Origin of the sequence: Myxosarcina sp. GI1 (assembly GCF_000756305.1) — a bacterium.
GTDB lineage: Bacteria > Cyanobacteriota > Cyanobacteriia > Cyanobacteriales > Xenococcaceae > Myxosarcina.
Genome location: NZ_JRFE01000019.1, coordinates 103,666 through 128,916 on the forward strand (window position 1 = coordinate 103,666; position 25,251 = coordinate 128,916).

The 25,251-nt window shown below is 40.2% G+C and carries 20 protein-coding genes and 2 pseudogenes; 7 read left to right on the plus strand and 15 right to left on the minus strand.

Annotation, left to right across the window (positions count from 1 at the left end):
• Positions 1-3: 3 nt before the first annotated feature.
• On the plus strand, positions 4-2,709 hold the full coding sequence (locus tag KV40_RS14645; RefSeq protein ID WP_036482875.1) for a CBS domain-containing protein: 2,706 nt from the start codon (positions 4-6) through the stop codon (positions 2,707-2,709).
• Between the two features lie 11 nt (positions 2,710-2,720).
• On the opposite strand, the gene KV40_RS14650 is transcribed toward KV40_RS14645, so the two are convergent.
• The 3 genes from KV40_RS14650 to KV40_RS14660 form a co-directional block, all read right to left on the minus strand.
• A complete protein-coding gene (locus tag KV40_RS14650; protein ID WP_072013828.1) occupies positions 2,721-3,215 on the minus strand; it encodes an NYN domain-containing protein in 495 nt (164 codons plus the stop codon).
• Positions 3,216-3,353: 138 nt separating this feature from the next.
• A complete protein-coding gene (locus KV40_RS14655) occupies positions 3,354-3,779 on the minus strand; it encodes a hypothetical protein (protein WP_036482879.1) in 426 nt (141 codons plus the stop codon).
• A gap of 83 nt (positions 3,780-3,862) precedes the next feature.
• The gene (locus KV40_RS14660) at positions 3,863-4,276 is read right to left on the minus strand and encodes a hypothetical protein (protein ID WP_036482881.1); all 414 of its coding nucleotides are present in this window, start codon (positions 4,274-4,276) and stop codon (positions 3,863-3,865) included.
• A gap of 355 nt (positions 4,277-4,631) precedes the next feature.
• Between KV40_RS14660 and KV40_RS14665 the strand changes: the two genes are divergently transcribed.
• A complete protein-coding gene (locus tag KV40_RS14665) occupies positions 4,632-4,871 on the plus strand; it encodes a hypothetical protein (RefSeq protein ID WP_156114044.1) in 240 nt (79 codons plus the stop codon).
• Here the strand turns inward: KV40_RS14665 and cobD are convergent.
• The 6 genes from cobD to pilM all read right to left on the minus strand — a co-directional run bounded on the left by cobD (position 4,868) and on the right by pilM (position 11,741).
• Positions 4,868-5,920, minus strand: coding sequence for a threonine-phosphate decarboxylase CobD (cobD, locus tag KV40_RS14670; RefSeq protein WP_036482886.1), 1,053 nt, complete (start codon positions 5,918-5,920; stop codon positions 4,868-4,870). The two genes, KV40_RS14665 and cobD, sit on opposite strands and share 4 nt — an antisense overlap.
• A 19-nt stretch (positions 5,921-5,939) precedes the next feature.
• Positions 5,940-6,218, minus strand: a complete 279-nt coding sequence (locus KV40_RS14675; protein WP_036482889.1) for an HU family DNA-binding protein — start codon at positions 6,216-6,218, stop codon at positions 5,940-5,942.
• A 354-nt stretch (positions 6,219-6,572) separates the two neighbouring features.
• Positions 6,573-9,041 (minus strand): AMIN domain-containing protein, encoded by a 2,469-nt coding sequence (locus tag KV40_RS14680; RefSeq protein ID WP_036482892.1) that lies wholly within the window; start codon positions 9,039-9,041, stop codon positions 6,573-6,575.
• A gap of 67 nt (positions 9,042-9,108) precedes the next feature.
• Complete coding sequence (locus tag KV40_RS14685) at positions 9,109-9,846, minus strand: hypothetical protein (RefSeq protein WP_036482895.1); 738 nt, start codon at positions 9,844-9,846, stop codon at positions 9,109-9,111.
• Positions 9,843-10,592, minus strand: coding sequence for a PilN domain-containing protein (locus tag KV40_RS14690; protein WP_036482897.1), 750 nt, complete (start codon positions 10,590-10,592; stop codon positions 9,843-9,845). Before KV40_RS14690 ends, KV40_RS14685 begins: the two co-directional genes overlap by 4 nt.
• Before the next feature lie 48 nt (positions 10,593-10,640).
• On the minus strand, positions 10,641-11,741 hold the full coding sequence (gene pilM, locus KV40_RS14695; protein ID WP_036482900.1) for a type IV pilus assembly protein PilM: 1,101 nt from the start codon (positions 11,739-11,741) through the stop codon (positions 10,641-10,643).
• Between the two features lie 393 nt (positions 11,742-12,134).
• On the opposite strand from pilM, the gene KV40_RS14700 reads away from it, so the two are divergent.
• Positions 12,135-13,436, plus strand: a complete 1,302-nt coding sequence (locus tag KV40_RS14700; protein ID WP_036482903.1) for a sugar ABC transporter substrate-binding protein — start codon at positions 12,135-12,137, stop codon at positions 13,434-13,436.
• A gap of 71 nt (positions 13,437-13,507) precedes the next feature.
• On the opposite strand, the pseudogene KV40_RS14705 reads toward KV40_RS14700, so the two are convergent.
• A pseudogene (locus KV40_RS14705) lies at positions 13,508-14,017 on the minus strand (GH116 family glycosyl hydrolase); the annotation flags it as partial.
• A gap of 402 nt (positions 14,018-14,419) precedes the next feature.
• Between KV40_RS14705 and KV40_RS14710 the strand changes: the two are divergent.
• Entirely contained in the window at positions 14,420-14,611 is a 192-nt protein-coding gene (locus KV40_RS14710) for a type II toxin-antitoxin system HicA family toxin (RefSeq protein WP_036482909.1), read from the plus strand.
• 4 nt (positions 14,612-14,615) lie between these two features.
• Entirely contained in the window at positions 14,616-14,834 is a 219-nt protein-coding gene (locus KV40_RS14715; protein ID WP_036482911.1) for a type II toxin-antitoxin system HicB family antitoxin, read from the plus strand.
• Between the two features lie 545 nt (positions 14,835-15,379).
• On the opposite strand, the gene KV40_RS14720 is transcribed toward KV40_RS14715, so the two are convergent.
• Positions 15,380-17,794 carry a GH116 family glycosyl hydrolase gene (locus KV40_RS14720; protein WP_036482913.1) on the minus strand — a complete coding sequence of 805 codons (2,415 nt, stop codon included), beginning with the start codon at positions 17,792-17,794 and terminating at the stop codon, positions 15,380-15,382.
• Positions 17,795-17,998: 204 nt separating this feature from the next.
• Positions 17,999-18,421 carry a PIN domain-containing protein gene (locus KV40_RS14725; RefSeq protein ID WP_036483109.1) on the minus strand — a complete coding sequence of 141 codons (423 nt, stop codon included), beginning with the start codon at positions 18,419-18,421 and terminating at the stop codon, positions 17,999-18,001.
• A gap of 149 nt (positions 18,422-18,570) precedes the next feature.
• Here KV40_RS14725 and modB point away from each other — a divergent pair, with 149 nt between their 5' ends.
• Positions 18,571-20,430, plus strand: a complete 1,860-nt coding sequence (gene modB / locus KV40_RS14730) for a molybdate ABC transporter permease subunit (protein ID WP_036482914.1) — start codon at positions 18,571-18,573, stop codon at positions 20,428-20,430.
• A 246-nt stretch (positions 20,431-20,676) separates the two neighbouring features.
• Here the strand turns inward: modB and KV40_RS36980 are convergent.
• Together KV40_RS36980 and typA are read right to left on the minus strand one after the other, a co-directional pair.
• Positions 20,677-20,784: pseudogene (locus tag KV40_RS36980) on the minus strand (transposase); the annotation flags it as partial.
• Between the two features lie 134 nt (positions 20,785-20,918).
• Positions 20,919-22,709 (minus strand): translational GTPase TypA, encoded by a 1,791-nt coding sequence (gene typA, locus KV40_RS14735; protein ID WP_036482917.1) that lies wholly within the window; start codon positions 22,707-22,709, stop codon positions 20,919-20,921.
• Positions 22,710-23,117: 408 nt separating this feature from the next.
• Here typA and KV40_RS14740 point away from each other — a divergent pair, with 408 nt between their 5' ends.
• Entirely contained in the window at positions 23,118-23,654 is a 537-nt protein-coding gene (locus tag KV40_RS14740; protein WP_036482918.1) for a hypothetical protein, read from the plus strand.
• Between the two features lie 103 nt (positions 23,655-23,757).
• Here the strand turns inward: KV40_RS14740 and KV40_RS14745 are convergent, their stop codons facing one another.
• Positions 23,758-25,236, minus strand: coding sequence for a catalase (locus tag KV40_RS14745; RefSeq protein WP_036482920.1), 1,479 nt, complete (start codon positions 25,234-25,236; stop codon positions 23,758-23,760).
• Between the last annotated feature and the right edge of the window lie 15 nt (positions 25,237-25,251).

Consider the following 25,251-nt stretch of genomic DNA (forward strand, 5'->3'; position numbering starts at 1 on the left):
TCGATGGATATAATTTTATGCCACCAAACGGTAGATTTTGACGCTCTAGGTTCGGCGATCGCTCTATCGCGCCTCAAACCAGGAGCCAAAATTGTCTTAACGGGAGGCGCACACCGTGCGGTTAAGAATTTTTTGGCTCTATATCGCGATGAATTTGCTTTAGTAGAATTGCGATCGATTACTCCTGAAAGCATCACTGCAATTAATATTGTCGATACCCAAAAGCGCGATCGCCTGGGAAAAGCCGTTGAGTGGTTGGATTTACCTAACGTAACTGAACTCGAAATTTACGATCATCATGTAGATTTGACCTCAGATATCCCCGCAACTAAAATCCATACCGAATCTTTAGGGGCAATAACGACATATATAGTTGAGTTATTACAACAACAGGCAATTGTGCCTACGCCTTTTGAGGCGACAGCAATGGCTCTCGGCATTCATGTCGATACGGGTTCGCTAACCTATAGCGGTACTACCCCCAGAGATGCAAAAGCTTTGGCTTGGCTGATGGAAAATCAAGCTAATGTCGATATTATCTCGGAATATGTCGAACCTGGATTATCACCTCAACTACAGGAATTACTTCAACAGGCTCTAGCAGATTTGCAAGTAGAAAATATTAGAGGTTATGCGCTAGCTTCAGTTTTGTTGCAAACCGATGAATTTGTACCTGGTTTGTCTAGCTTGGCGGCGAGATTAATCGATCTGACCGAAAGCGACGTTCTGTTGTTAGGACATCAATACAACAAAAAAAACGAAAAAAAATTAGTAGTTATCGGGCGATCGCGTCTTAAAGAGATCGATTTAAATGAATTGTTTGCCGCTTTTGGCGGTGGCGGACACGCTCAGGCTGCGTCAATGACGATCAATACTAAAGAACCTACATATATTTGGCAACAAATAATCAGTCAGTTACAAGAACAAATTCCCCATCCCCCTACTGCTAGAGACTTGATGTCTTCTCCCGTTCGCACTATTCGCCCCACTACTACCATCGAACACGCCCAAAGAATTTTGTTTCGCTACGGTCATTCGGGACTGTCGGTAGTTGATGAGAGCGATCGCCTGGTAGGGGTGATTTCTCGTCGCGATCTCGATCTGGCTTTACATCATGGCTTTAGCCATGCCCCAGTCAAGGGATACATGAGCCGTAATTTAAAAACTATTACTCCCGATACGCCATTGCCAGAGATTGAGTCATTGATGGTAACTTATGATATTGGCAGACTACCCGTACTGGACGACGAACGATTAATTGGCGTAGTTACTCGCACCGATGTTTTGCGGCAGCTACATCAAGATCGCAGCGCGATCTCTCCAGACATAGGTGCTAAACCCAAGTTTACTTCTCATTTATTACCGACTCTGCAACAACGTCTAGAACCTCCTATTTGGCAGCTTTTATCCCAAGTAAGTCAAGAAGCAAAGGCAAAAGGATGGAATTTGTATTTAGTTGGTGGTGGCGTAAGAGATGTTCTGTTGGCAAAAGATAAAGAATGTTTACTATTGCAAGATATCGATCTAGTAGTAGACGGATTTCATCGAGCGGCTGACAACCGCGCTGGCGTAGCATTAGCCGAAACTATTAGGGAAATTTATCCTCAAGCTCGTTTATCCGTTCATGGCGAGTTTCAAACTGCAGCATTACTCTGGCATCAAGATCCAATCTTAGGTAATCTCTGGATCGATATTGCTACTGCCAGAACCGAATTTTATCCCTATCCAGCCGCTAACCCCGAAGTGGAAGCCAGTTCGATTCGTCAAGACTTGTACCGTCGCGATTTTACTATTAATGCTCTGGCAGTTAGACTAACGCCACCTAGAAAAAGAGAATTATCTCGTAAAGGAGATTTGTTGGACTTTTTTGGCGGTTTGTTAGATTTGGAATCTGGTTTAATTAGAGTGCTTCATCCCAACAGCTTTATTGAAGATCCGACACGCATCTATCGGGCAGTAAGGTTTGCAGTGCGGTTGGGTTTTACCATCGAACCTCAAACTGAGGGCTATATTCGTTATGCCATTGACAGCGGCGTGTACGATCGCCTGCGTTTGAGCGATCGCCAAGCACCAGCATTGACTACCCGATTGAGAGCAGAATTAAAATATATTCTTGACAGCAACTATTGGCAACCTGCTTTAAAGTTACTATCAGATTTAAAGGCATTGCGCTGTCTGCATCCAGATTTGGAATTAACTACAGAACTTTGGCGACAAGTAAAAACGGGTTCGGGTTGGTTACAATATTTAGATCCCAATCGCGACTGGCAACACTGGTTAATTAGACTAGAAATCTTAATCGCTCATTTACCTCCTTCGGAAAGAAAAATTGTCGCTACCAATCTACAGCTACCTAAAGACAGTCTGCAACGTCTCAGACAATTGCAAAAACTAGAAACAGAAATAGCCGAACAGTTAAAATCGAGCGATAAATCTAGCGAAATTTATCAGTTACTTCGTCCATATAAATTTATTGGTTTAGTTTTATTTGCGATTAGAAATTCTCTAACAATACGTCGGATAGTCTGGCAATATATGACACGATTATCTAAAGTTCAACCACCTTTAAACGGCAACGATCTCAAAACTTTAGGTTATTCTCCAGGTCCAATCTACAAACAAATTCTCGACGATTTATTATGGGCAATTTTAGATGGAAAAATAAAAGATCGCGATGGCGCGATCGCCTATCTAAAAGCAAAATATTAATTGCGAATTAATTAAGCGGCAATACCTACCTTACTAGCAATTGAGTTTTTAATAGTATTAAGATCGATATACTCATCTGCTAAAAATCGTAGTCGATTGTTAACAGAATCCTGTGCAGCAATAATCGTAACTTTAACATCGCGTTGCTTGATTTTTTTAATAACGGGGCAAAAATCTCCATCACCACTAATCAAGATAACGCGATCGCCAGATTTTACTTCGTCTATAATATCGATGGCAATATTTACATCGTCTCCACTAGTTTTAGAAGTACCATCTTGATGAATATCTTTAGGCAAACAGGTGACTCGATAACCAAGTCTACGCAAATGAGAATGCTCTTCTATTTTTTTACTTCCAGAATAAACACCACTATAAAAATTTAGCTTTGATTTGCTGTTAAATGGGTTATAACAGGATTGCAAATAAGATTTTAATGCTTGATAATCTATTTTTGATTTCATCCGAAAAATAGAACAATTTAGATTATTACCATCTATATACACATGAGTAGTAGGCTTTTCAGCAATTAATTGCGAGGTAATTTTTGAGGACTTTGAAAACTGAGTAGATTCGGTTTTAAATTTTAAATTTGTAGCTTTGTTTTTTTCTATTTTTTTAACACGGTGCTGTAATTTATCATACTACGATCGCATTTTATTTTGCTGTTTTTCCTGCGCTTTTAGTTGCTGCTTGTTTTTGTCAATTGTCTGTTGATGATGTTTTAGTTTTACTTCTATATTTTGCAATTGACGATCGAATTGCAAATTAGATTTGACAACTTTATTTTCTAACTCTTGATGTTTGTGGTTAAGTTCATTTTCTGTAGATTCTAACGATCGCGATATGGTTTCAAGACATTCGTAAATATTATTTTGCCAATCGGTTAGCTTTTGCTTTGTAGTAGCACGTTCGCGCTTGTTAATAGTTTCTTGTTTAATTAACCCCGTAGCGATAAAGGTGCCAATTCCTAGATCTTTCAATGATGAATTTTGGACGACTGCACCCGTTATAAAAAATGAACTGGCAATAGCGAAAATAGTATTAGCGATTGTGTTAGTATTTTTCATAATGATACAGAAAATAGAAATTTAAAAAACTTAGAAGTAAATCAATTAGTAAGATAGAGCGATCGCTAATTTAAAAAGAAATATTAATCGGCAAAAACTACGGGATTATTATTAACAATCATCATCACATCTTGTAGATCGTAAGCCGAACTTGCAGTATTAGTTGTTCCCAACTCTACTAAAAATAGTTCTTCGTAATCATTCAAGCCATCTAAAATTTCTTGGATGGATTGTTGTTCGTATGCGCCAGGAAGATCGGGAACTAAATCGTTAGGAGCCAAAACCATTTCGGTGGGAGTGCTAGGGTTACAGCTAGAATTGACAAAACTATATTTAAATGTCAAATCCCGTACAGAATCAACAGGTAGTAAAACTTTTTCCTCTACTGATATAGTTCTTACCAACTGACTATTCTGATAGATATCAATATTGACATTTATAGGAGAACCGTTAGTACCGCATTGAATTTGAGAAGCTAAATATAGTAGTTCTATCATTGGTATAAATCTTTAAGTATTATTGGTTTAAAATAGTTACATATTTATAATTACTTACTTGTTTTTTAAATAGGTAAACTTACTGTAAAAAGTCAGTGGTTTAATTTAAATTTAACGTTAACAACACCGTCTCTAAATTTACTATTATTTAATTAAGCCACTAGCAATCGCTGCCGATCGAGCAAACGTCAGGATATTCATTGACATTTTTGCTTATTAATTGGGAATTATGAAGCAAGGATAAAGACAATCTATTACTTACTTCAAAATGCTATTAAAGATCGTAAACTTGATAGTCTCGCGCCTTAACCGATTTTGCAGCGCAGCATTTTTTGTAGCTTGTTTTGCTGCATTAATGAATCCACCACCATATTTACTTATTGGAACGTTTTTTTTGATGATGGGGTTGGTATTATTACCCTCAACTAGCAAATTGACTACGCAATTATTTAATTGGAAAATTAACGGTGGAACCAAGACAGCGGTGATTTTAATCGGTTTTATCTTAATTTACTTGCTCGTACCTCAAGTAGAGACAAAACCTTCTCCTTATTCTAAAAATCGCGCTTATCATTTGGAAAGAATTAATAATTAATCTTTCTGTAGAATTCTAGCGATCGCACTAACTAAAATCTGATTGTCTTCTGCTAAACGGACTGCTACACGAAAATAGCGATCGCCTAGTTCGGGAAAGCTAAGGCAATCTCTAATTAAAATTTTGTCTTGTTTCAGTAATGTTTGCTGTAGTTGAGTACAAGATATTTCCGACTTAACTAATAGAAAATTTGCCGCACCTGCTAATGGCTGGAGTTGGGGAATTTTCGATAAGCCCTCAAACAATTGCGATCGCGCTGTAGGTAGCCATTCCCATGTCCGTTGTTGAAATTCATAATCTTGGAGAACTGCTTCGGTGACAAGTGCAGCTAATATATTCACCGACCAGGGATCGCGCCATTGTTGCCAACGTTGTAGCCTGTGGGGATGAGCGATCGCATAGCCGATACGTAGCCCAGGTAAGCTGTAAAATTTGGTTAGAGAACGTAAGATTATTAAATTAGGAAAATCTTTGACCCAGGCAATTAAACTTTGTTCGCGATCGCTGGGCAAAAAGTCCATAAAGGCTTCATCTACAACCACTAGCTCAAATCTTTCCAGATAAGGTAAAATCTCCTCTCTCGTCCATAGATTACCCGTTGGGTTATGAGGATTATTAATAATTATTCCCGCTCTATTTAGTTTCGGTTGTGTATTGCGAGGGAATTCTAACCAATGACAGACAGAAATATTAGCGTTAAAAGCCGATAATGCTCTTTGGTAATCGCCAAAAGCAGGAGTAACTAAATATGTAACTTCTTGTTGGGCTAACTCCCTAGCTGCCCAGGTTAACAATTCTGCCGAACCGTTACCAGGCAAAATATAGTCGGGACTAAGGTTATGGTAATCGCCCAAAACAGAGCGCAACCGAGCATAGTTTGGATCGGGATATGCAGTAAGCCGTTCCAGATTATTATTAATTGCTGCGATCGCGCTTTGAGGCAATCCTAAAGGATTGATACTGGCAGAAAAGTCCAGAATAGCAGAAACTGGACAGCCTGCAATTGCGGCTGCCCAAGCTAAATTTCCACCGTGTTTTGGTCTGGACAAAAAGTAAATGCCAATAAGGCTATTTAGGAGCGACTTTATCCTTAAATAGTTTACCTGCGGAAAAAGCTGGTACTTGAGTCGCAGGAATTGACATTTTTTCGCCAGTTTTTGGGTTACGTCCCTCTCTTTCTTTGCGATCGCGTCGCTCGAAAGAACCAAAGCCGACTAAAGTAACTTTGTCGCCATCGGATACGGCTTCCATAATGGTTTCGATTGCTGCCGATAAAACTGCATCGGCTTGTTTTTTGGTAACAGTCGCTTTTTGAGAAATGCGATCGACTAATTCACCTTTATTCATAGAATAATCTCCTTCTAGTGTGTAATTTTGGCTTATTTAAACGAAATAACCAGCTTAATTTATAGCATTAGTAGAGAAAAATCCCCACAATAACCATAGACTGTGTATTTCACTGCCTTATTCTAAGCTCTACTTGGCAAATATGGAGCGTCAAAACCATTAATTTATATAGATTTCAACAATTTTTTCGTTTTCGAGCTTAAAAATTGGTCACAGAGCGGGAGATGAAATTTACATACTTGCCTCTAAAACCCTTTGTTTTTAAGGGTTTTCACAATCTTTTCTTTCAGATTTTGAAGTGCAGGAAAACAAAATTTATTCAACTGCATGAGTTATGAAGATTTTTAATTTAAGTTAAGGATTACCAGGAAGACCAACCCCATTTTCTCTAAGGAGTTCGCGACTTTCTTTACCTGGGGTGTAGTCATAACCAAAGTTAGAATCTTCGTCAACCACTTCAGGAGTCAACAGAACTATGACTTCTGCCCGTTCGTTGGCTTTGTCCGTGCTTCTAAACAAAGAACCGAGTAAGGGAATGTCGCCTAAGATCGGTACTTTCGATACAGTTGTCCGCTCTTGGTCTTGAATAATTCCCGAAAGAATTAAGGTTTGACCATCTCTAAGGCGAACCAAACCAGAACTCAGTTCGCGCTTACTCAACAAGTTCAAAATGTTAGTCGCACCACCGCCACTATCAAATTCCTGGGTTTGACCCACAGAACTTACAGTAGGACTCACAGAGAGAGAAATAAAACCATTATCATCAATGCGTTCGATGTTGACAGTCAGGACTACACCAGCTTCACCGATAACTGGTGTAATAGTTCTTGCGCCACTTTCGGCATCAATGCTAGTCTCTACACTCTCAACAATGTTTTGCGCCAGTTTTACCGTCGCCTGCTGTCCTTCCTGCACCATCAAAGTCGGATCGGTAAGAATTTTGGCGTTACCATTGGTAACTCTAGCTTCTAACTGAGATAAAAAACTGTCGGGAAATTGAAATAGACTAGGAAGACTATATTCATATTCAATTTGTCCAGTCTCTGAATCGATATTTACGTCCGATAGTCCTGGTTGAAAAGGATTGTTGTTTTTACCGAAATTAGGACGAGCATAAGGAATAGTAGTGTCAGTAAATTCATTAAAACCAGGATTTATTTCATTAAAAGGAGTATTTTCTTGAATATCAAAGAAGGGTGCTAACTCTGCCTCCCCTACTTGTAAAGGAGCGATAGTAGGAAAAAACTGACTGCTGTTTACTTGTGCGGCATTAGGTGGTGCGGTATCACCAAAGTTAAGAATAGCAGAACCATTATCTTGTACGAAGAAAGTATCGTTAATTCCAAAAGAAAAACTGCTGTTATAGGCATCCTGATTGAGTAAGTTAACATCTATAACTTTGACATTAACTGCTACCTGACGGCGACGGGCATCTAATTGAGTTAAGAAAGAGGTTGCGACTTCTACTTTACGCGGTTCGCCAACTAAAGTAATGGAGTTAAGACGGTCATCTGTAGATACCTGTAATCCTTGGAGTAAAAGTGCTTGGGTACCGTCTTCATCTTCCAAACCGCCATCGAGATTTTCTAAGGTAGCTGGTAATTCGACTCTTTGAACTACTCGTCCTGTTTCGGGATCGATAGTTTCTTCTACTTCCGTAGTTAGTCTTTTACCCTGTGCGCCCTGACTAGCCAGATATAATGCTGCGTTCTCAGCACGAACTTGGTTGAGGCGGAGAGTGCGACTGATTAAATTGCGGGCTTGAGGAGGTAATTTATCGCCAATGTAAATAATATTACCTTTACGATTAGCATTCAAATTAGAAACTAAAAGCACCGAATTAAATGCTTCTTGTACGGATTGATTTTCTAAATCCAAGCTTACGGTAGGACCAATTACTTCTCCTTCTTCGTTGGTTGGTGCGCCTTCAGTTTCGCTTAGAGAAAAGACAATATCTAATCCAGCCTCGCGAGCCAGTATCGATAATACTTCTCTAACAGGTGCATCACGTAAAACTAAACGAGGCACAATAGTCTCAGAACCTAAATCGACAATATCGGGACTGGCATCGATATTAGAAACCGCCATGTCTCCTACAGGAGGAGCGACGGCTCTCGGTAAGGTGGGAAGATTTTGATTGCCTCCCGTAATTTCAACATCGGGGTTGGGAACTAAAACATCGGGTTCGGTATTGTTCTGAACTAAACCTTCTGGAGGAGTTGAGGCTGGTAGAGGCTCGCTATTGGATAAATCTTCTACGCGATCGTCGATAATTATTTCGGAAGTGGTGTTTTGAGCCAGTTTGGGAGCGGGTTTGACTTCATCTTTAGACTTGCTATCGCTACCAAAAGCCGAATTATAGGTTTGCTTAACAGTGTCGATCGCTTTTTTACCTAATTCCTGTAGTTTATTAGGTTGGTGCGATCGCTCCAGACTGAGAAGAATTTCTTTTTCTTGTTGTTGCAGTTGTTTGAGATCGAAATCTTTTTCAGTAGTAACTACAACTTTAGTATTTTCTTTATCTACTTTAGTAATTTCAACTGAGTCAATACCAGGAAAGGGTTTAGTTTGCTCAAACCTATCTCCTTCTGGTAGCTCTAGTTCGGTATCTAAGAGATTAGCTTCAATAGTATTTTGATTGCGAACGGTAAAGAAAGAAGCTTCAGCATTATTTTTAGTTGTCAGTTTTAGTTCGAGCTTGTTATCAATTTCTTTTAGATTTACTCCAGTAATCGAATTTTCGGCAGCAAGTGCGGGGTTAGCTGCCAACAGCATTACTGTTAATCCCGTTAATAAAGAAAAGCGATCGCGATGATTATTCATAGTTTTTCCTCAACCTAATATTGATAACGAATAAAAATAGTTCTACTTGTAAAATTTCTTGACGATATTACTGTTGTGGTGCTTCTTCGGCAGTTGCCTTAGCTGCTTCGAGTTCTTCTGGAGTTCGAGCCAAAATAGCGTCTAGCTGTATTTGAGTTTTGAGTTTTGCCTCTTGCTGGGGTACAATTGCGCTGCGATCGCTCGATAGGGCTGCCGTTGGCTCTTCGCTAATGCTAGAGTTAATGTTTTTGACCATCAACAGAGGCTGCAATCTTTCTATATCGCGGATAATTCCTTTAGTTTGCTTAAACGTCCCTTCAATAGTTAGAGATATTCCTTTGCGTTTGACCTTTCCCTGTAGTTCCGTTCCTAAAGAAGCGTCTTCCACCACAGTAACGCCGCTGTCTGGCTGATATTGCAGTAATGTACCTTGATTGGCAGCGATAAAACTGTTGAGATCGATCAACAAAGTTTCTAAGTCGCTTTCATTGGTATACATAGCTAAAATGGTAGACTTTAGTGCTTCTTGCCGTTCTATTTCTGCATTTAACTCGGCAATTTGCTGTTGTATATCGCCAGATTTAAGTCCCTGTAGTTGTCCTGCTGTTTGTTGCTCTTGAGTTAGAACTTCTTGGTATTTTGCCCGTGCGGGTGCGACCATATTAAAGTAAATATAGCCTGCCCCTACAATTCCCAAAATTGCCAGAGCAATTCCCGAAACCTGGGGGGTAAAGGTAATGCCAAAGGCAGACGGATAATCTGCTTCTAGCTCTTTTTCATCTAGAAAATCACCTGTTAAAGTCATTTTGCGATCGCTCCTTGACGTTCTAGGGTTTTTAATCTGGTAACAACTCCAACCGAACCTTTATTGTTTATTTCCTGGATTAGTTGTGAAGTTGGAGTGTCGCTCAATTGAGCGAAAATAGTATATTTAACTCCTTGAGGAATGACCAAAGAAGCATTTTCGGGTAATTCTGGTTCGTCTTCAAAATTGACCGCTAATTCGGTGGTGCTAGCACCGTTTAATTTAGTGTTTCGACTATCGAAAAAAGGCGAGCGTTCTAAAAACAGTACAAAGTCATTCACATCATCGTAAGAAAGAGCCACACCTGCTAAATTGATACCTGCTTCTCCTTCCGCACCCGTTTGCTGAAGAGAATCTACTCTTACTCCAGGGGGAGTGCGATCGCTAACTTCCTGCAAAATTGCCGCCCAGGGAGTGAGCTTTTCAAATACGCTGACAAAAGCCTGGGTTTCTGCTTTTGCTGTCTCTACCTGTTGCTTTAGTTCGTCTAGCTGGCTGTTTTCTTGACTGAGCTTCGCTATTTCACCCTGTGTCTGTTGAATCTCTCCTTCAAGCTCGGCAGTTTTAGCTTCTACACGTTTGAGATAGCCAAACATCAAAGCGGGAAAAATGAGAGCCACTGCTGCTCCGATAGCGATAGGTGCTTTGTCAGCAAGAGCCGAAGGATCGGTTAGAGACTTGGTAGTAGTTTCCGAGGTTGTTACTAAGTCTCGGTCTTTAAGAAAATTAATATCTAAACTATACATAATAAGTAAATAGTGATTTTTAGTAATTACTTACAGTAAAAATTTCGCTCAGTCTTCTCTCATGCCCAAACCCAGAGCCACGCCCCAGCCAGGCCGTTGAAAAGGTGCGATACTATCGTTTGCTTCTAATGCCAAAGCCATTACAGGATCGATTTTGAGAGCGGGTAAGTTTAATTTTTGAGTTAAAAAGTCATCGAGTTGCGCGATCGCTGCTCCTGGACCTGCCAGCAATAATTGGGCTATTTCCAAATCTTCGCTTTGGTTGAGATAAAAATTGATCGATCGTCCCAATTCATCGGTCAGTTCGCTCAAAACTCTCAAAACGGCAGAAGTAATAATGGAAGCATCCATATCGTCTTCTTCGCTGGGTACATTTTCCATCAACCGAACCTGCTGCAAGAACTCTAAGTCATCAACAATATTTTCATCACCTATTGCTTGAGACATCGAATCATACATCTGTTCGAGTCCTACAGGTACGGTTCTCGAAAACTGAGGTACTCCCTCGACAATTATGGCAATTTCAGTGCTATCAAAATCAATATCGACTAAAACTACTCCCTCTCTAGAACCAAACTGACGAAGCTGTTCGCGAATAGTTCTAATCAGAGCAAAGCTATTAATTTCGAGTACGACAGTTTGTAAATTTGCATGCTCGAAAACTTCTAAATAGAGGTCGGTAACTTCTTTTCTGGTTGCAACTAATAAAACGTTGACTTTTTCAATGCCGTCTTCGTCCATAAAGTAGCCCAACTTAACATAATCGAGATCTACTTCTTCTCGCGGATATGGCAAATACATGCCCGCTTCATGAACCAGAACCATATCTTTTAACTCTTCTTCGTCTAGTTCGGCAGGAACGGGAACGATTCTGATAATTGCTTCCCGCATTGGCACAGCACTAACGACTCTTTTGGCTTTAATATTATTAACTTTAAGCGTATCTTTAATTAACTCTGATAGAGTTAAAGCATCGACAATTTGACCATCTTCGTACACGCCATCAGGAACATTAGCCGAAACATTTTTAAGTAGTTTGTATTTTTGACCTTTTTTGGCTATCTGAACGATATTGATTTTGCGGGGATTTATTTCAATACCAATACTGTCACTCTGTTTGGCAAAAATATTGGTTAGATTTTGGAGCATAACTTTGTCCTTAATAATATTATTTCTAATAGCAAGCGCGTGTTTTCAGTTAAAGTATGCTATTGAGTCTGGCACTCGTACTAGTTATACTCAAATTTATTGCTAGCCGCACCTTTTCTATTCGCCACAAACACACTTTGTTGCAATTGACAGGCTTTTTAGCCAATTTTTTACTTGTCAAATATCCAAACATGAGTTAAGCATTTACTTAATAAATTTCAATCTAATGCTCGCTATCTAGGACATTGTAGCTGCTAAAATTAATTTTCAAGATAAGTGGTTGTACTGAAAAAATGTAAAATACAGTGTCATTGTTTTGGTTAATAATACTTATTAAGTCTATTTGTTATTAGTAAAAAATATATTAATTTACTTGAGGAATAACATCAAAAAATGAACGGTATTTTGAATTTTAAAAAGTTTGGTCTGTGGCTCTCATTAGGACTATTAATTAGCTGGTTGTTTAGCTGTAGTCCGAATACTGGTTCTAATTCTCAAGAGCTTGAATTTTGGACGATGCAGCTAAAACCGCAATTTACTCAGTACTTTCAGAAACTAAATAGTAATTTTGAAACGACAAACGAATCGGTAAAATTGCGTTGGGTAGATATACCCTGGTCGGCAATGGAGAGTAAAATTTTGACTTCTATTTCGGCAAAAACCGCGCCAGATGTAGTTAACTTAAATCCTGGCTTTGCTTCTCAACTGGCAACTCGCAATGCTTGGTTAAATCTAGACGAGGCAGTCTCTTCCCAAGTAAAACAAACCTATTTACCTCAAATCTGGCAAGCCAGCAGTGTTAAAGTTTGTGAAGAAAATAACTGTAGCCAGACTACCTTTGGTCTGCCTTGGTATCTAACTACCAGGGTTACTATTTACAATCAAAATCTCCTACAGCAGGCAGGTATTGCTAAACCCCCTCAAACTTACGAAGAACTAGCTGAAGTCGCCAGACAAGTCAAAGAAAAAACTGGAAAATACGCTTTCTTTACTACTTTTGTTGCTGGTGATTCGGCAGAAGTATTAGAATCTTTGGTGCAAATGGGAGTAAATTTAGTAGATGAAAATGGCAAAGCTGCTTTTGATAATCCTCAAGGGATTGAGGCGTTTCGCTACTGGGTAGATTTATACCAACAAGGATTACTGCCGCCAGAAGTGTTGACTCAGGGACATCGTCACGGAATCGAACTTTATCAGGCTGGAGAAACGGCTTTACTTGCTTCTGGTGCGGAGTTTTTAAACGCTATTACTAATAATGCGCCAACTATTGCCAAAGTTTCCGCTGCTGCCCCCCAAATTACGGGTAAAACTGGCAAAAAAAATGTCGCGGTAATGAATTTAGTCATTCCTCGTAGTAGCGATAAATTAGATGCAGCATTAAACTACGCACTTTACGTCACCAACACCAAAAATCAAATTGCTTTTGCTAAAGAAGCCAATGTGCTTCCCTCTACTGTCGAAGCAGTAGAACAATATGTTCGAGAGATAGAAACCCAAGAAACAACTACCTCAGTAGAACAAGCTAAAAAAATTAGCGCACTTCAATTAAAAGATGCCGAAGTCTTAATTCCTGCAATGGACAATCTTCAGGTATTGCAAAAAGCAATTTACGACAATTTACAGGCGGCAATGCTAGATGAGAAAACTGTAGAACAGGCGGTTAAGGATGCTGCTATGCAATGGAATAATAGCTAATTAATATATTGCTATGACTTACGCAAAGACACTAAACGAGGGAAGCTGTTCCCTCTTGCCTGAGATTTTTATTAACATTTAAAGTCGGTCAAAACTCCGTAAATTCCCCAAATAGCCATTGCTCTTAAATAGTGCGAAGCGCGAAACGTGCCAACGGCGGTAATAGCTTCTGGGGTACGGAACTGCAAGCCGTTTTCATATACTTGTTTGACTGCGGTTTTAGTGAGTTTGAATGCTTCTTGTTTCATGCCCATTTGCAGCATAAAAGCCGCCAAACCAAAATTAATCCCCGTCCAGACTTCCAAAGGATGTGTATCATCTGGGTTCACAGGACTACCATCGGGCATAACACCATTAGCCGCACCAAATTCCCCTTCGTGAAATTTRAGGAAGCAAGCATCGTAGATTTTGTTTAGTGCAGACTTGGTATATTTTTCTTCAACTACGTCTGGTAAACCCAATAAACGAGCGTAAAACTGTCGTCCGCATAGCCGATCTGCCATAACGACATCCGAACCGCTTTCGGTATCGAGTTGGTAATATTCACCATTCCAGAGAGCATTGTGATATTGCGATCGCGAAATTAGTTAAAGACATTCTGTCTCAGAATACTCGACAATTCGATCTCAATTGAGGCTATAAAGCTGCTTGATTGAGGGTTGGGAAAAGATAATTAATGTTGTTATACCAACCAAAAAACCATAGCGAGGAATAAAGCATTCTAAGCAAGCGACTATAATTTCTCTAATGTTGTAAATTACAGCAATCGCGATTTGCTTCTGCGGTTCTTCAAAACTTTGAATTTGCAGTCAATCTTGCAATTAAATAATTAAAAATGCTTGTTTCTAAGTAAACAATTTCTTTCATTTGTATTGGATTTTAGCAGTGAGCGATCGCCTTTTAGCGCAATTATGCTGCGCGTAGCTAGGTATTCAGTTCTCAAAAACCATACTTGAAAAAAAATTATTAGTTACTATACTTGAATGAAAGTAAAAGATGCAGTTAAAAAACTAGAACAAGATGGCTGGTATCTTAAGAGAACAAAAGGCAGTCATCGTCAGTTTAAACATCCGACTAAATCGGGTACAGTAACAGTATCAGGAAAACTCAGTAAAGAAATTCCGATTGGCACTTTAAAGAGTATTTGGAAACAAGCACAGATAGAAGAGGATTAAATTAATGCGCTATGCAGTCATAATCGAACGAGGTAAAAATAGCTATGGTGCTTATGTTCCTGACTTACCAGGTTGTATTGCGGTAGGAGATACTCCAGAAGAAGTTAAGATCTTGATTCAAGAAGCAATTGAATTTCACTTAGAAGGTTTGCAAGAAAACGGAGAATCTATCCCACAGCCTAGCAGTTCTATTGAATATATTGAAGCAAAAATATCAGCATAAAGATTAGTAAAAGGCGATCGCAATTTGTCTTTATTTATTAGCTCTCCGTTTGATTGAAGTTTTATAATCTTTTGTGAATAAGCTTTTTATTTATTTTTTAAATCTTGAAATATAGCGTTGAGATTGTGATTAAAAGATTTAGCATGCTCTGCTTCTTTCATCTGTACTAGACTTTAGCAGTTGGCGATCGCATCTGTTTTTCGGCTATAAACTTTAATTTAGCGCGATTGCTTTTTAGTTATATATTTACTTCTATGTCGCTGGATTATACTTTTGAGTAGGAGCTTTTGCTATTTCTTCTTGCGTAGGAAGTCTATCGTTTTGTGATAAATGTTCACATGACCAAGCTCTTTCATAGCAGAATTAACAGCATTATCAAATGTTGTTGTATCGAAGTTAAAATTTTCCACTGTTATTTCAGTTTTATTGTTTGTTAGTTATGTTCATTCTTTATATATTTATTTAATTCACTTTTTGTTTAGGTGAAAATGATTTCGATCGCTAAAAATGCTTGGTAATCAAAATTTTTTAGCCTATATATGAAACTATTCCCACCCACATAAAATCCCGTAAATTCCCCAAATAGCCATTGCTCTTAAATAGTGCGAAGCGCGGAAAGTTCCGACGGCAGTGATGGCTTCTGGGGTACGGAACTGCAAGCCGTTTTCATATACTTGTTCGACTACGGTTTCTGTTAGTTTAAATGCTTCTTGTTTCATGCCCATTTGCAGCATAAAAGCCGCCAAACCAAAATTAATCCCCGTCCAGACTTCCAAAGGATGTGTATCATCTGGGTTCACAGGACTACCATCGGGCATAACACCATTAGCCGCACCAAATTCCCCTTCGTGAAATTTAAGGAAGCAAGCATCGTAGATTTTGTTTAGTGCAGACTTGGTATATTTTTCTTCAACTACGTCTGGTAAACCCAATAAACGAGCGTAAAACTGTCCGCATAGCTGATCTGCCATTACTACATCTGAACCGCTTTCGGTATCGAGTCGGTAGTATTCGCCGTTCCAGAGAGCATCGTGGTAGATAGTTCTTGCCTGTTGCAACCATGTTGTATAAAGCTCTATTTTCTCGATGATACTTTGAGGAAAACGATCGGGCTGTAGGTTAGGATTTTGGGGAGGATTATCGATTAAGACTTCGCCAATTTCTTTGGCTGCTTCTAGTGCCGCGATCCACAAACCGCCGCAGTAGGCACTAATACCCCTAAGTTTCCAGTCGTCGAAGGTTTGATCGGGTGCGCCAGAGTTTTCGGGTATGCCATCATTGTCGAGATCGAACTCTTTTAAATATGCCAGAGTCTGGGTAATACTATCCCAACATTCCCACAAGAAATTTGTGTCTTTACTGCCAGTCAGAATATAATCGCGATATACCTGCAAGACAAAATCACTCGGTAAATCTTTCCACTGATTGCAGTCTTGATAGGAGGTATAGTTAGTTTCCTGCCAGGGATGCTCGTTGGGTGCGCCGAGGTCGTGTGGAGTAGCACCAGCAGCCTTCCTAATGGCTTGAGCCTGGTTATAACCGATGATGCGAGGAGTATTGTCACCTTGAGGAATTGCTCTGGCAAACGCCTCTAACACCGCCTTATCCAAACGCGACCACAGCATTAATAAGCCAAAAGAGCCATACAGGCGCACGTCTAGACTTTCATACCAGCGATAATCCATACATTCTAGAACGCCAAACTGCCCGATGGGGTAGTCTTCTGTCGCTGCAGTCCACAGAGTTCCACCGTCTGCAAGCAGATACAGTTCGTTAAACAATGCCATCTTAAACCAGTCGGGTAGATCTTCTCGTTGTAAAATGGGTTGTTGCCAAGTTTCAATATTTTCTCGCCACCAGTCACCGTGTTTTAAAGCAGTTCTAACCATACTCCAGGCATTTTTACCCGATCGCCCGAAAAAGTCTGTATAGCGACGATAATAGTTTACTCCTTGCTTGAATTCAGTTACGGGCAAGTCCCACGCCAAGACAAAGGGAATTTTCTTGGTTTTACCAGGACGCACCGTAAAGCGAATCGCGATCGCCGTAGCAATTTGTTCTCCAGGATCGGCAGGTGTCTCGTTTTCTTTGTCGGGTAAAGAACCGTCAGCGGCAAAATAATCCCAGACCTCTGCACCATCGCTATGAGGATTCCAACGACCGAAATAAAATACTTCTACACTGGGATTGGCAACTGAGGCGATCGCCATTTGTCCTTCTCCTTCCCCTACTTCTTCGTGAGGACGTACGCGATCGAGCAAACAGCCAACGCGATAGTTATCCTGAATCCACTGATTGTAATTTCCCGTACTGTCGCCCCATTTTGGCTGATATTCGTATTCGGGACTGCCATCATCTCTTACCTTTACCGTTGGCGATTTAATGGCGTTAGAAAACCAGCCGACCGTATTTTGCCAGGTCAGCATGATACTAAGGGTAATCGGTTTATCGGTAGGATTGTGTACCGTCCAGTTAAAATTAACTATGGGATAGCTGGTTTCCTGGTAATTTTCTGCCCAAATTGGCGAAAACTGTTCGCAAACTAATTGAGATTTAAATACGCCCTGGTACTCAAACCAACTGCGAGGATAGAGGGCGTGATAAGTTCCTTTATTTTGGGGATACCAAGACCAGCGCGATAGCATATCATCTTCTGGTGCGTCGGTACACATGGCATAAGCTTGAGGCTGTTCTCCCTCCACTCTCTCGAAGACACTAAACTGACAGGCAGCAAGGGTTTTAAAGATATGTTCGCCGCCGTCTAAATGCCACAGATTAAAATCTCCCCTTGGCGATCGCCCGATACAGCCAGCACCAAAGCCTCCCAAAGGCATTCCGTGCCAGGGTCCATCGTCTAAGTTACTTGCGTAGCGTACGGTATAGGGTTTTTCCCATCCTTGACCGATAAGTCTTTGCCAAGCACAGGAGGGTATTTTTGGTAGGGCGATCGGATTTATCATGACCCTATTTTATGGGGTTTTTTAAATTTGTCATGAGCTTGGAGAAAATTTTTTTGCTGTGGCGATCGCTCTAATTTTACTTTCATATTACAACTTCAATATCTATTAACTGTCCCTCACGAACAAATTTTACGAGGTTGGTTATTTCTTTCATGACATAGCCGTGAGATTTTGTTCACCTCAATTGGGGAAAGTTTCATTTACCTACTTTAAAACCTCAAATCTTTTGACGGTTTTTAACTGGCGATCGAAAGTAACGGTGCGATCGCCTTTATAGTGGTGATTTATTGCACCGATGAGATAAGCGGCAAAGTCGGCTGTTCCTTGCCTGGCAAGACTAATAGCTTGATAGATAACTGATTTGTTCTCAAATTCAAATTTAGGGCTTTGCAATATTAGTTCTAGAGTCCTCATAATTTCTGCTGAAGAATATTTATAGGGTTTACCTTTTAAAACCCAAAATATTTCGCACAACACTACATTACAGATAAAACAAGATTCTGCGCGATCGATAATTTCTACCGCTTTTCGCCATTGTGTTTCATCGTCGCATTTAGCGATCGCAATTAACTGCGCTAATAAATTAATTAATACTTTTACACTGCAACAAGTAGCAACTTTACTCAAACCATACACGCTCGAACTATTGAAAGAAGAATATCCAGGTACAACTCCTTTGGGTGAAGATAGATACTGGCATATCTTTCATATCGTCGCTAGAAAAAAATAATCTCAATTACTGTAAAGGCGAACGAACCGTTCGCCCCTACCAATTTATGACTGACCTAACTCCAATTTGGATTTCCCTCAAAACTGCCACTACTGCCACGATAATTACCTTTTTTCTAGGCATTATGGCAGCGCGGTGGATGCTGGGCTATCGGGGTAAAGCTAAGGGAATAATTGAAGGCTTGCTTACCGCTCCTCTGGTACTCCCTCCAACGGTGGTAGGTTTTCTGTTGTTGCTGTTATTAGGTAAAAACGGATTTATCGGTCAAATACTAGATTACTTTGGCATTACGGTTATTTTCTCTTGGTACGCTACCGTCATCGCTTCGACGGTGGTAGCTTTTCCCTTAATGTACAAAACTGCTTTAGGAGCCTTCGAGCAAATTGACAGTAATTTGCTTGCCTGTGCCAGAACTCTGGGAGCTACAGAATGGAGTGTTTTCTGGCGCATTATGCTGCCCTTAGCCAAACCAGGATTAATTGCTGGTACTTTACTAGCTTTTGCGCGGGCTTTGGGTGAATTTGGCGCGACTTTAATGTTGGCTGGTTCGATTCCTGGTAAAACTGAAACTATTCCCATCGCTATCTTCTTAGCATCGGAAAGTGGAGCGATGGATCGAGCGTTATTGCTGGTAGTTATTATGCTGACAATTTCTCTGGGAGTGATAACGGCAGTTAATTATGGTACGGAAGGTAATAGGGCAAGGGTTAAAGGTAAAAGGTTAAAGGATAAGAAGAATAGTATCGAGCGGCTAATGAAGAGGGCGATCGCCAAATCGATCGCCCGTCCCAATATTAGCAACCGTGAAAGAATTGACTATCCTTTACCAAAATATTCCATTGAATTAATTGTCGAGATTCAAAAACAGCTACCTGGGTTTTTATTAGATGTTTCGTTTCAAGCAGATCGAACGCCATTAGGATTGCTAGGGGCTTCTGGAGCAGGAAAAACCCTGATTTTACGCTGTATTGCTGGCTTAGAAACTCCCGATCGAGGACGCATCGTTTTAAACGACAGGGTCTTATTTGATTCGGCTAAAGGGATCGATTTACCGTCACGCGATCGCGCATGTGGTATTTTGTTTCAAAATTATGCCCTATTTCCGCATTTAACTGTTGCTGAAAATATTGCTTTTGGTATGCCTTCAGGTAGATCTTATCGAGAACTAAAACAAGAGGTAGAACGACAATTAATTGCCGTAGACTTACCGAGTATTGGCGATCGCCATCCAGTAGAACTTTCAGGAGGACAGCAACAACGGGTAGCGTTAGCTAGAGCAAAAGCAAGCGAACCAGAAATAATGCTTTTAGATGAACCTTTTTCCGCTTTAGATACTTATTTGCGCGATAAACAGGAAAAAATGCTCAGAAATAACCTAATTCGCTTTCGAGGAGTAACTCTGTTTATCACTCATAACTTAGAAGAAGCCTATCGAGTATGCCCAAATTTGACGGTAGTAGATCGAGGACAAGCCATCGCTAGCGGTACCAAACAAAATATTTTCGAGCATCCTGGCAACTTTAGAACCGCTCAAGTAACTGGCTGTAAAAACTTTTCTCGCGCCGTGGCAATTAGCGAACACCGAATTAAGGCGATCGACTGGGATTGCGAACTCGAGGTAATTGAGACAATACCACCTACTTTGGATTATATTGGCATTCGCGCCCATCAATTAATTTTTCCCGACAGTGAAGAACCAAATACTTTTTCTTGTTGGTTGGCAACTATCAGCGAGACGCAACACCGTATGACTTTATATCTTAAGTTAAATCGACCTGCTAATAATCCCGAAGACTATCATCTACAGGCGGAAGTTTTCAAGAAAAAGTGGCTGGATTTAAAAGAGCGTCCCTTACCTTGGAAAATTCAACTCCATCCACTAAGAATTATGCCATTAGAGAATTAATCTTTTTTTAAAATATTATCATCGGACTAAAAGATCGCAATCTAAAATTGGTTGATTAAAGTTATCGCACGATAGAATTATAAGCACATAACATTGCTTTCTCCTCATAAGATCCTCAAGCTTTTAGCTTAACTTGAAGACAAAATTCTCTAATTGCGATCGCGCTATTCGTGGCTCTCCGTAGATTTGTCTCTAGTTAGGTTATGCCCAATAAGCTCGATCTGCCCTCTATAAGAGCTTTAGAAGGAACGATGCAGCCATCGGTCTGCCACGATTTTTTGACTGTGGTAGTAAAGGTTTAATGATTTTCCATTCTGTGTCGCTTAAGTCTGAAGGATATGGTTTACGAGCCATTTTGAACTTTTAGTTCGGCTTATTTCCTTTTTACAAACAGTCTCTTAGCAGAATTGTCATGTTTAAAACAGTATAAAAAAAATGCTTGTTGCCCCTTTAAAAATTTAAAGAAGGCAACATCAAAAGGCGATCGCTTATCTTTTAGCCAGCTTTTTAGTCTGTACTTTCCGTAAGCGAATTGATTCGGGCGTTACTTCTACCAGTTCGTCTGCACCAATATACTCTAAAGCTCTTTCCAAGCTCATTTCTGTAGGTGCCTGTAGCTGTACCAATTCATCGCCACTAGCAGCGCGGTGGTTGGTTAGCTGTTTAGTTTTGCAGACATTTAGATCTAAGTCTTGAGCGCGATTGTGTTCGCCAACAATCATACCTTTATAGACTCTAGTTCCTGGAGTAATAAAGAAGATACCGCGATCTTCAGCATTTTTAAGAGCGTAGAAAGTTGCCAAGCCTTCTTCAAAAGCAATAATTACGCCGCTGTTGCGAGTTTCTAGTTCTCCAGAGAAAGAACGGTATTCAAGGAAACTGTGATTCATAATGCCTTCGCCGCGAGTCAGACGCACAAAGTCACCACGAAAACCAATCAAACCACGAGCGGGAATGACAAACTCTAGCTGAGTACGTCCTACATTTGCCTGCATATCGCGCATTTCTCCCTTACGCTGTCCGAGGCGTTCGATACAGCTACCTACAGCTTCTTCGGGAACGTCTAACACTAAATATTCATAAGGTTCGCATGGTTCGCCATTAATTTCGCGATAGATTACCTGGGGTTGGGAAACCTGAAACTCATAGCCTTCACGACGCATGGTTTCGATTAAGATACCTAAGTGGAGTTCGCCCCGACCAGAAACTAAAAATTGTTCGGCAGAACCACCATCTTCAACTCTTAAGGCTACATTAGTTTCTAGTTCTCGATACAGGCGATCGCGCAACTGTCTGGAAGTAACAAATTTTCCTTCTTGTCCTGCAAAGGGCGAGTTGTTGACCGAGAAGGTCATTTGTAAAGTAGGTTCGTCTACCTTAATTAAAGGTAAGGCTTGAGGTTCGTCTGGACAGGTAATAGTTTCGCCAATATTGGCATCGGTAAATCCTGCTACCGCTACAATGTTACCTGCGGTCGCTTCTTCTAGTTCGACGCGAGCAAGTCCTTCAAAACCCATCAACTTACTAATTTTAGTTTTGACAATTTTGCCATCTTCTTTGATTAATGCAGCTTGCTGCCCTGCCTTAATCACACCATTATGAATTCTACCGATCGCAATTCTGCCTAAATAATCGGAGTAATCTAAAGTAGTTACCTGTATTTGTAAGGATTTATCTACATCTCCCGCTGGTGGTGGAACGTGGTGTAAAATTGCTTCAAATAAAGGCTGCATGTCTACGCCTTCTTCATCAACATCTTCCTTGACATAACCCTGCAAGCCAGAAGCGTATAAAGTAGTAAAGTCGCACTGATCGTCATCTGCACCTAATTCTACAAACAGATCGAATACTTTATCTACTGCCAAATCTGGATGGACGTTAGGGCGATCTATTTTGTTAACTACTACAATCGGACGCAAACCTTTTTCCAAAGCTTTTTTAAGCACGAATCGCGTCTGGGGCATCGGTCCTTCGTTGGCATCGACGATTAGAACGCAACCATCAACCATACCCAAAATGCGCTCTACTTCTCCGCCAAAGTCGGCGTGTCCTGGAGTATCGACAATGTTAATTAAAGTATCTTTGTAGCTTACCGCAGTGTTTTTAGAAAGAATGGTAATACCCCGTTCTCGTTCGAGGTCGTTAGAGTCCATAACACAATCTGGTACTTCTTCTCCTTCGCGAAAAATACCCGACTGTTTGAGAAGAGCATCGACTAACGTAGTTTTACCGTGATCGACGTGAGCAATGATAGCAATATTGCGAATGGGAAGAGACATAAGATTTGTCTATAGACTTTTGTATAGTTAGTTCAAGTTTTCTTAATAATTATAGCGTAATTGTACTGCTGCTTAAGCCATTGGAGTTTAGTAAAAATACTATAAAGTGACGGCAAAAGGCAGAAGAGTTTGAAACTGTTAGCAAAGACAACAGAATAAGATTCTGCTAGGTATTTACAGACGTTATCGAAATTCAAATAGTAATCTTGCTTTTAGAAATTTGGATTACCATTGGTATCTTACGGTAATTTGACTAAACTTGCGATCGCTGGGTTTTAGAGTAAATAGAGTTGCGATCGCGATTTTTTAAAGCGATTAAAACTGTATTGCACTGTCAAGATTAAATTTGCTATTTACGATCTGAATACCTATTACCGTAATTTATTGACATTCGGAATATCTTTAGCATTGTGTATAGTTGCATTTTTTGTTTTTATTAGAGCAGAAAGAATTAATCGCTATAAAGCAGCCATTCCAGAAGAACTAGAAATAAACGGTATTGCTTTACAAAGGGAAAATAATACGCCTTTAATTTTTGCTTTATTACCATCAACTGTCCGACCTTTTTCTTGCGGTGGTGGAGTGTTTAAATTATCTCAGTCTACTATTGATGCTATTAAGTTAAAAGGATTAGCATTTTTTGAAGACGCAACTCAGCCCAGAAGAAAAAAATACACTTATACTGATACTTATCCTGCTTGGCAAGAAACGCCTGTTCCTAATACTTGGACTAACAATAGGACATGGACAGTTAATGGAGAATGGGCAGGGCTAGATTGTATTAATAAAAACACTGAAATAATACGGAAAAACACAGAAGCCTCCAAACTTCCTGGTTCTTATTACTTGGATATAGGCTATTACAAGATTGTGGTATTACCAGAACTTGGTTTTGTTACTTTTACCTTTTGGGGCATTACTAAATGCTTATGGCGGTCGCAGTAACAACATCTCAAATTCTTTTAGTTGAAAAATCTACACTAGCAATCTAAAAAAGGGTTTAGCATAGCTAAACCCTTTGAGAATGTATAATTAAGCTGCAATTCTATTAAACAGTTGCAGGTTTTGGTTCTGGTTTGGGTGGTTCGCTTTGAGCCATCTCTTGCTGTACTTTCTCTGCTAGTTCTGGAGAAACATTGCGGAACAACTTCATTTGGTCGTCGATAATTTGTTGTTCGCATTTACCAAGACTACCAGCAATATTATGATACAGACGTGCTTTTTCTTCAGCATTTAGCATATCGTAATACATACGAGCCTGATCGTAATGATCTTCTTCGTCTAACTCGATTCTGGCTGCCATACCCGATACATGATATGCAGGATCTTCAGCGCGTTTGTCTGCTTCGGGATATTCATCATGAGTGGGATGATAATTAGTCCGTCCGCCGTTGTTGTCGTCTACCCGCATAAAGCCATCGCGATAGGGAGTATTAGCTTTAGTAGCATGAGGTTTGTTGACAGGAATCGTGTCGTAGTTTACGCCCAGGCGATAGCGGTGGGTATCGGCATAGGACATAATCCGCGCCTGTAACATGCGGTCTGGCGACCAAGAGATACCAGGAACTACATTACCAGGAGAAAATGCTGCCTGTTCTACTTCGGCAAAGTAGTTTTCAGGGTTGCGATTTAGTTCAAATTTACCAACTTTGTGCAGAGGAAAATCACCATGAGGCCAAACTTTAGTAAGATCGAAAGGATTCCACTGAAAGTTTTGTGCTTGTTCGTCGGTCATAAGCTGAATGTGCATCGTCCAGGAAGGATAGTTGCCTTCTTCGATCGCCTGGTATAAATCCTTAGTTGCCCATCGGGGTTCTACACCCTGCATTTGCATCCACTGTTCTTCAGTGAAGAATTTATTGCCCTGGTCGGTAGTAAAGTGAAATTTAACCCAAATACGTTCGTTAGCTTCATTAATAAAGCTAAAAGTGTGGCTACCATAGCCGTTCATATGTCGCCAGCCCATCGGTGCGCCGCGATCGCCCATCAGCCAGAGAACTTGGTGTATACTTTCAGGTGATAGCGACCAAAAATCCCACCACATGCGATCGTGTCGCCAGTGTTCTTTAGGATGTTCTTTTTGCGAACGGATAAAGTCCATAAACTTCATTGGATCGCGAACAAAGAAAATTGGCGTATTATTGCCTACCATATCCCAATTGCCGTCTTCGGTGTAAAATTTAAGCGCAAACCCTCTCAGGTCGCGATAAATATCAGAACCACCTTTCGACTTAGCAACAGTAGAGAAACGGGCAAATACTTCGGTTTGTTTGCCGACTTCGGAAAAAAGCTTGGCTTTGGTATATTGAGTGATGTCGTCGGTAACGGTAAACGTACCGTAGGCTCCAGCACCTATTGCATGAACTACTCGTTCTGGAATGCGCTCGCGGTTAAAGTGAGCCATTTTTTCCAGAAGCGTGTAGTCTTCTAACAGTAAAGGTCCCTGTTTGCCAACGGATTTAGAAACTTCATTGTTTTCAATAGGAATTCCTGCTGCGTTAGTTAAAACTTCGTTATTATTATTCAAAATAGAGATAATACC